The following is a 7,063-nucleotide window of genomic DNA, read 5'->3' on the forward strand; positions in this document are numbered from 1 at the left end:
AGGCGTGGAGCCATTGGCTCCACGCCTTTTTTCGGATGCTCAGGACTCTTTTTTCCGGTCCAGCGCCTCCAGATGGGCCTTGAGGACCTGGTTGATATAGCTGGACAGGGAGCGATCATCCCGCTCTGCCAGGGCCTGGACCCGCTCCAGGACCGGACCGTCCAGCGTAATGCTCACACTTTTTTTCAGTGGCTTCACAGGATCACCCCTCTAGTGGATAATACTATGATTTACGATTTTATTTTGACTTATAGTGTTTTATCTTGTAAAATATTGTTTGGTGGTGTGCATGTATTCCAATGAGCTGGAAGAGGCTTTCTCCAACTTTCTGGACCGGCATGAATATGACGAGGCGGAGGCCGCGCTCTTTTCCATCGTGCGGCTGTCCTTTGTGGCGGGCTGGCTGGCCGCGGGCGGGACGCCGCCCCAGGCCGAGCGTGTCTTTGAGCTGCTCCCGCCCACCCCCAACCCCAAAGAGGACCCGCTGTGAGCACGGCCCCCCTGCCCCGGAGCATAAGCTCCGGGGCTTTTTCGTCATAGGGTGGGACAAGGGCGCATATACATGTTTCCAGGAACCAAGGAGAGGTGGAGTGTATATGCGGACATCCTGGAATGAAAATCACGCCGTCCTGCGGGGGACGGCGGCGGCGGAGCCGGTCTTTTCCCACACCAATCACGGCGTGGACTTTTTTGTCTTTCCCCTGTCGGTCCCCCGTCTGTCGGGCACCGAGGACCGGCTCAACGTGGTGGTCCCACAGCCCCTGCTGGATGAGCATCCCCCGACTCCGGGCCGGCGGCTGGAGGTGACGGGGGAGGTGCGCACCTTCAACAACCGCACCGGCCCCGGCAGCCGGCTGGTCATCACCCTGCTGGCCCGGGCCTTAACCGACACAGAGGAGCCCCCCTGCAACCAGCTCGCCCTCTCCGGGGTGCTGTGCAAGCCTCCGGTGCTGCGGCGCACCCCTCTGGGCCGGGAGATCTGCGACCTGATGCTGGCGGTAAACCGGCGGTATGGCCGGGCAGACTACCTGCCCTGCATCGCCTGGGGCGCCCTGGCCCAGCGGTGCGGCGGGCTGTCGGTGGGGGACTGTGTGGAGCTGGAGGGGCGGCTCCAGAGCCGCCTCTACCAGAAAGTGGTGGGCGGGGTCACCCAGGAGCGCACCGCCTTCGAGGTATCGGTGACCACGCTGACGCCCACGGCCCCGGCCGCCGCCTCCGGCTAAACGAAAAGGAAGGGGCGCTTCCGCGTCCCTTCCTTAAAACAAGAACAGTGGTCCGTCACTGCTCGGCGTACCGCGCCAAAAATTGCCGGGTCCGCTCCTGGGTGGGGTGCTCAATGACCTCCCGGGCGGGTCCCTGCTCCACGATAACGCCGCTGTCCATGAAGATGACCTGGTCGGCCACATCCCGGGCAAAGGCCATCTCGTGGGTCACGATAATCATGGTGGTATTCTGCTCGGCCAGGCCCCGGATAACCCTCAGCACCTCCCCGGTGAGCTCCGGGTCCAGGGCGGAGGTGGGCTCGTCAAAGCAGAGAATGTCGGGGCTCAGGGCCAGGGCCCGGGCGATGGCCACCCGCTGCTGCTGGCCGCCGGAGAGCTGGTGGGGGTAGTGGCCCGCCCGGTCGCTCAGGCCCATTTTGGCCAGGAGGGACAGGCCCTCCTCCCGGATCTCCTCCAGAATGGCCTTTTTATTCTGCTTGAAGTCGGGCCGCTCCTGGCTCAGAAGCTCTTTGGCCAGGGTGACGTTCTGGAGGGCGGTATACTGGGGGAAGAGGTTGAAGGACTGGAAAACCAGCCCGAAGTGGAGCCGCTTTTTCCGCACCTCCTCCTCCCGGTGGGTGGCGGGGTCGTCGGCGTCAAAGAGCTTCTCCCCGTTGACCAGGATTCTGCCCTGGTCGGGCTTCTCCAGAAAATTGAGGCAGCGGAGCAGGGTGGTTTTGCCGGAGCCGGAGGAGCCGATGATGGCCAGGGCCTGGCCCTGGTCCAGGGAAAAGCTGATGTCCTCCAGCACCCGGGTCGCCCCAAAGTGTTTTTCGATGTGCTGTACGTCCAGAATAGGCATGGGGCAAACCTCCTTACTTAAAGTAGTCCATTTTCTTCTCGCACCAGCCCAGCAACAGGGTGAGGATACCGCTGATGGCCAGGTAAAAAACGGCGGTGTAGAAGAGCGGCCAGATCATGCCCTTTTTGATGTAGGACTCACCCATCCAGATGATCTCGTACACCGAGATGACCCGCACCAGGGCGGTGTCCTTCACCAGGGTGATGAACTCGTTGCCCAGCGGCGGCACGATGCGCTTGATGACCTGGAGCAGGGTGACCTTGAAGAAGATCTGGGACCGGGTCATGCCCAGCACCAGACCGGCCTCCCGCTGGCCCACGGGCACCCCCTGGATGCCGCCCCGAAAGATCTCAGAAAAGTAGCAGGCATAGTTGATGACGAAGGTCACCACCGCCGCGGTGAACCGGGGCAGCAGAGGCAGGCCGAACATCAGGCCGGGGCCGTAGAACACGATCATGATCTGGAGCATCAGCGGGGTACCCCGGACGATCCAGACGATGGTCTTGACCCCCGCGCGCAGGGGAGCGCACCGGCTCATGGAGCCGAAGGAGATAATGAGGCCCAGGGGCAGGGCAAAGAGCAGCGTAAGGGCAAAGAGCTCCAGGGTGACCACAAGCCCCTCCAGCAGAGTGAGGGATACAGACAGCAGCATAGGCGGTTTCCTCTCTAGTCAGGGAGAGGCAGAGAGCCATACAACTCTCTGCCTCTTTCCCGCAGAATATGTTTTGTCCCTTCGTTACTTCTCGATGACAGACTCCTGCACACCGTAGGTAGTGGCGGTCTCCATGACGGTGCCGTCGGCGTAGGCGGAGGCCCAGAACTCGTTGAAGGCGTCCACCAGGTCGGAGCCCTTGCGGAAGGCCACGCCGTACTCCTCATCGTTGAGCTGCACGGTGTAGGTGAGATCGGGGTAGCTGGTGCCCTCGCCGATCATGGCGCCCGCCATCAGCAGGTCGATGACGCAGGCGTCGGAGGCACCGGAGGCCACCTCCAGCAGGGCGTCGGCCTGGGTGGACTTGGCCACATAGGTAAGGCCCAGCGCATCCAGCTGCTCGGCGCCGGCGGAGCCGTTCTCCACGGCGAAGTTGAGTCCGCTCAGGCTCTCCACGGTCTGGTAATCCTCCGCCTTATCCACGGGGACCACCACCACCTGGCCGTTGCGGCAATAGGGCTCGGAGACGGAGGCACCGGCCTCCACCTCATCGTTGATGGTCATGCCGTTCCAGATGGCGTCGATGCCCTTGGTGTCCAGCTCCATGAGCTTGTTGTCCCAGTTGATCTCCAGGAACTCCACATCCACGCCCAGGCTCTCGGCAAAGGCCTTGGCCATGTCGGCGTCAAAGCCGATCCACTCGCCGTTTTCGTCCTTGTAATCCATGGGGGCAAAGTCGGTCATGCCCACCACCAGGGTGCCCTTATCCTGGACGTAGGCCAGATCGCTCTCGGCGCCGGTCTCGGCGGGGGCGGTCTCAGCAGGGGTGGTGGTCTCAGGAGCAGGAGTGGCGGAGCTGCCGCCGGAGCAGGCGGCCAGGGAGAAGCACAGAGACAGGGCCAGCAGAGAGGCGGCCAGACGGTTCTTTCTCATGGTTTCAGATCCTCCGTTTATAATTGTGTTGTGACACCGGGCGTCCCCGGTTGCTTTAACATATTACCACGATAAATCGCCAATGTAAAGAGGAAAGTGGGGCTTCTGGCGCTACGGTTGGGTTGCCTAGTTTTGCACCCTGTTCTTTGTGCGAAATGACAAAGATCGCCGTGCTCACCTTAAGAAATTACTAAAATTGTGGTAGCACCAATGCTTTTTCGATTGACAATCCGGTCGCCCCGGTATATGATGATTTACGGGAAAAATGGCTTTGGACAGGTGCGCCCATCCATGGGCGCGGGCTTGAAAAACGCCATGGGACGGGCCTTGTGCCGGTCTCAAAAAACGTAATAGGAGGAAACAGAAATGAACATGCTTGTTTGCGTCAAGCAGGTGCCGGATACGACCGAAATCAAGATCGATCCGGTAAAGAACACCTTGATCCGCGAAGGCGTGCCCAGCATCGTCAATCCCTTTGACGGCTATGCTCTGGAGGCTGCTGCCCGGATCAAGGACAAGGACCCCAGCGCCAAGATCGTGGTGCTCTCCATGGGCCCCGAGCAGGCGAAGGCCGCTCTGAAGGAGTGCCTGGCCATCGCCGCCGATAAGGCTTATCTGGTGTCCGGCCGCGCTTTCGGCGGTTCCGACACCCTGGCCACCAGCTACATCATCTCCGAGGCCATCAAGAAGGTGGAGGAGATCGAGGGCAAGTTCGACGTGATCTTCTGCGGCAAGCAGGCCATCGACGGCGACACCGCCCAGGTCGGTCCCGAGATCGCTGAGCACCTGAACTATCCCCAGGTGACCTACGGCCTGGAGGCCGAGGTGGACGGCGACACCATCAAGGTGAAGAAGGAAGTCGAGGAGGGCGTTGAGGTCATCGCTGCCAAGATGCCCGCCGTGGTCACCTTCACCAAGCCCGCTTGGGATCCCCGTTATCCCACCATCAAGCGGAAGATGGCTGCCAACCGCGCCGAGATCCCCGTTCTGGGCGAGGACGCCTTCCCCGACATCGACACCACCCGCATCGGCCTGAAGGGCTCCCCCACCCACGTGAAGAAGACCTTCGTGCCCCAGAAGAAGAGCGGCGGCGTGAAGATCAAGGAAGAGACCGCTGAGGATTCCGCGAAGAAGCTGTTCCAGCTGCTGAGCGACGCCAGCATTATCTAAGGGAGGGGGAGATTACAATGGAAGCTAAGACCAAGGATCTTTGGGTATTTGTAGAGACCAATGAGGACGGCACCGCCAAGAACGTTGGCATTGAGCTGCTGACTCCTGGTAAGATGATGGCCGGCAAGCAGGGCGGCGCCCTGGTGGCCGTGGTCATCGGCAACAACGTGGACGAGGCTGTGAAGGCCGCTTCCGAGCACGGCGCTGACAAGGTGATCGTGGTGGATGGCCCCGAGTACGCCCACTACACCACCGACGCCTATGCCATCGCCCTGTGCGCTCTGGTGGAGAAGTATGGCCCCACCAGCATGCTCATCGGCGCCACCAACAACGGCCGTGACCTGGGTCCCCGCGTGTCCTGCCGTCTGCACACCGGCCTGACCGCCGACTGCACCGCTCTGGACATCGACGAGGAGAGCGGAAACGTGGCCTGGACCCGTCCCGCTTTCGGCGGCAACCTGATGGCCACCATCCTCTGCCCCGATCACCGTCCCCAGATCGGCACCGTCCGTCCTGGCGTGTTCAAGAAGAGCGACGCCGGCGAGGCCAAGGCCGAAGTCATCAAGGAAGACATCCACGTGGATGCCAAGGATATCCGCACCCAGGTACTGGAGCTCATCAAGGAGGCCGACGGCGAGAACGTGGACCTGGAGGGCGCCGACATCATCGTGTCCGGCGGCCGTGGCGTGGGCGGCCCCGAGGGCTTCGAGCCCGTGAAGGCCCTGGCTGACGCTCTGGGCGGCGTTGTGGGCGCTTCCCGTGCCGCTGTTGACGCCGGCTGGATTGCTCACGCTCACCAGGTGGGCCAGACCGGCAAGACCGTCGGCCCCAAGCTGTACATCGCCTGCGGCATCTCCGGTGCCATTCAGCACGTGGCCGGCATGAGCGGCTCCGACTGCATTGTCGCCATCAACAAGGACCCCGAGGCCCCCATCTTTGACATCGCCGACTACGGCGTGGTGGGCAACCTCTTTGAGGTCCTCCCCGTTCTCACTGAGGAGATCAAGAAGGCTCGGGCCTGATCAGCCCTTGCCCGTGTTGGGATATTTTTACTCAAAGTAAAGGAAGGGATTTATTATGAATTTCCACTTCAGCCAGGAAGAGCAGGACATTCTGAACATGCTGCATGACTTCTGCGAGAAGGAAGTCGGCCCCATCGCCGCTGAGATCGACGAGCAGGAGCGTTTCCCCAAGGAGACCCTGACCAAGCTGCAGGAGATGGGCATGATGGGCATGTATATGCCCGAGGAGTACGGCGGCGCTGGTCTGAGCTACCTCACCTACATCGGCGCCTGCGAGGAGCTGGCCAAGTACTGCGCCACCACCTCCGTCATGTTCTCCGCCCACGGCTCTCTGTGCTGCTGGCCCATCCTGGCCTACGGCACCGAGGAGCAGAAGCAGAAGTTCCTGGTGCCCCTGGCCTCCGGTGAGAAGCTGGGCGCCTTCGGTCTGACCGAGCCCGGCGCCGGCACCGATGCCGCCATGCAGAAGACTGTGGCCGAGGACAAGGGCGATCACTGGCTGATCAACGGCTCCAAGATCTTCATCACCAACGCCGGTGAGGCTGATATCTATGTGATCTTTGCCATGACCAACAAGGAGCTGGGCACCAAGGGTATCTCCGCCTTCATCATCGAGAAGGACACCCCGGGCTTCAAGATCGGCGCTCACGAGAAGAAGATGGGTATCCGCGGCTCCGCCACCTGCGAGCTGATCTTTGAGGACTGCAAGATCCCCAAGGAGAACCTGCTGGGCGAGCTGGGCAAGGGCTTCAAGGTGGCCATGACCACCCTGGACGGCGGCCGTATCGGCATCGCTGCTCAGGCTCTGGGCATCACCGAGGCTGCCATTGCCGCCACCGTGAAGTACACCCAGGAGCGCGTGCAGTTCGGCAAGCGCATCAGCCAGTTCCAGAACACCCAGTTCCAGCTGGCCGACATGCAGGCTAAGTGCGACGCTGCCAAGCTGCTCATCTATCGTGCCGCTCAGGCCAAGCAGGACGGCGAGCCCTACAGCCACCTGGCTGCTATGGCCAAGCTGGTCGCTTCCGAGACCGCTTCCGACGTGACCCGTCGCTGCCTGCAGCTCATCGGCGGCTACGGCTACACCCGTGAGTATCCCTTCGAGCGCTACATGCGCGATGCCAAGATCACCGAGATCTACGAGGGCACTTCCGAGGTCCAGCGGATGGTCATCTCCGGCTGGATGGGCGTGAAGTAAGAAAATTCCCACCAACACAGAAAG

At 61.7% G+C, this 7,063-nt stretch carries 9 protein-coding genes; 5 read left to right on the top strand and 4 right to left on the bottom strand.

Going from position 1 to position 7,063, the window contains the following annotated elements:
• Positions 1–39: 39 nt before the first annotated feature.
• Entirely contained in the window at positions 40–198 is a 159-nt protein-coding gene (locus Q0K15_RS10040) for a toxin-antitoxin system protein (RefSeq protein WP_294515711.1), read from the bottom strand.
• 91 nt (positions 199–289) lie between these two features.
• On the opposite strand from Q0K15_RS10040, the gene Q0K15_RS10045 reads away from it, so the two are divergent.
• On the top strand, positions 290–490 hold the full coding sequence (locus Q0K15_RS10045; RefSeq protein WP_294515712.1) for a hypothetical protein: 201 nt from the start codon (positions 290–292) through the stop codon (positions 488–490).
• Between the two features lie 106 nt (positions 491–596).
• On the top strand, positions 597–1,223 hold the full coding sequence (locus Q0K15_RS10050; RefSeq protein ID WP_294515713.1) for a single-stranded DNA-binding protein: 627 nt from the start codon (positions 597–599) through the stop codon (positions 1,221–1,223).
• A gap of 55 nt (positions 1,224–1,278) precedes the next feature.
• On the opposite strand, the gene Q0K15_RS10055 is transcribed toward Q0K15_RS10050, so the two are convergent.
• From Q0K15_RS10055 to Q0K15_RS10065, 3 genes are all read right to left on the bottom strand, one after another.
• Positions 1,279–2,064, bottom strand: a complete 786-nt coding sequence (locus tag Q0K15_RS10055) for an amino acid ABC transporter ATP-binding protein (protein WP_294515714.1) — start codon at positions 2,062–2,064, stop codon at positions 1,279–1,281.
• Positions 2,065–2,077: 13 nt separating this feature from the next.
• Entirely contained in the window at positions 2,078–2,716 is a 639-nt protein-coding gene (locus Q0K15_RS10060; protein ID WP_294515715.1) for an amino acid ABC transporter permease, read from the bottom strand.
• Positions 2,717–2,800: 84 nt separating this feature from the next.
• Positions 2,801–3,649 carry a transporter substrate-binding domain-containing protein gene (locus tag Q0K15_RS10065; protein ID WP_294515716.1) on the bottom strand — a complete coding sequence of 283 codons (849 nt, stop codon included), beginning with the start codon at positions 3,647–3,649 and terminating at the stop codon, positions 2,801–2,803.
• Positions 3,650–4,015: 366 nt separating this feature from the next.
• Here Q0K15_RS10065 and Q0K15_RS10070 point away from each other — a divergent pair, with 366 nt between their 5' ends.
• Genes Q0K15_RS10070 through Q0K15_RS10080 form a run of 3 tightly spaced genes read left to right on the top strand, consistent with a single transcriptional unit; the run spans position 4,016 to position 7,039 of the window.
• On the top strand, positions 4,016–4,819 hold the full coding sequence (locus Q0K15_RS10070; protein ID WP_294515717.1) for an electron transfer flavoprotein subunit beta/FixA family protein: 804 nt from the start codon (positions 4,016–4,018) through the stop codon (positions 4,817–4,819).
• 17 nt (positions 4,820–4,836) lie between these two features.
• A complete protein-coding gene (locus Q0K15_RS10075; protein WP_294515718.1) occupies positions 4,837–5,841 on the top strand; it encodes an electron transfer flavoprotein subunit alpha/FixB family protein in 1,005 nt (334 codons plus the stop codon).
• 55 nt (positions 5,842–5,896) lie between these two features.
• Positions 5,897–7,039: an acyl-CoA dehydrogenase gene (locus Q0K15_RS10080; RefSeq protein ID WP_294515719.1), complete on the top strand. Its 1,143-nt coding sequence runs from the start codon at positions 5,897–5,899 to the stop codon at positions 7,037–7,039.
• Positions 7,040–7,063: the final 24 nt, after the last annotated feature.

This window comes from uncultured Intestinimonas sp. (assembly GCF_944387245.1).
GTDB lineage: Bacteria > Bacillota > Clostridia > Oscillospirales > Oscillospiraceae > Intestinimonas.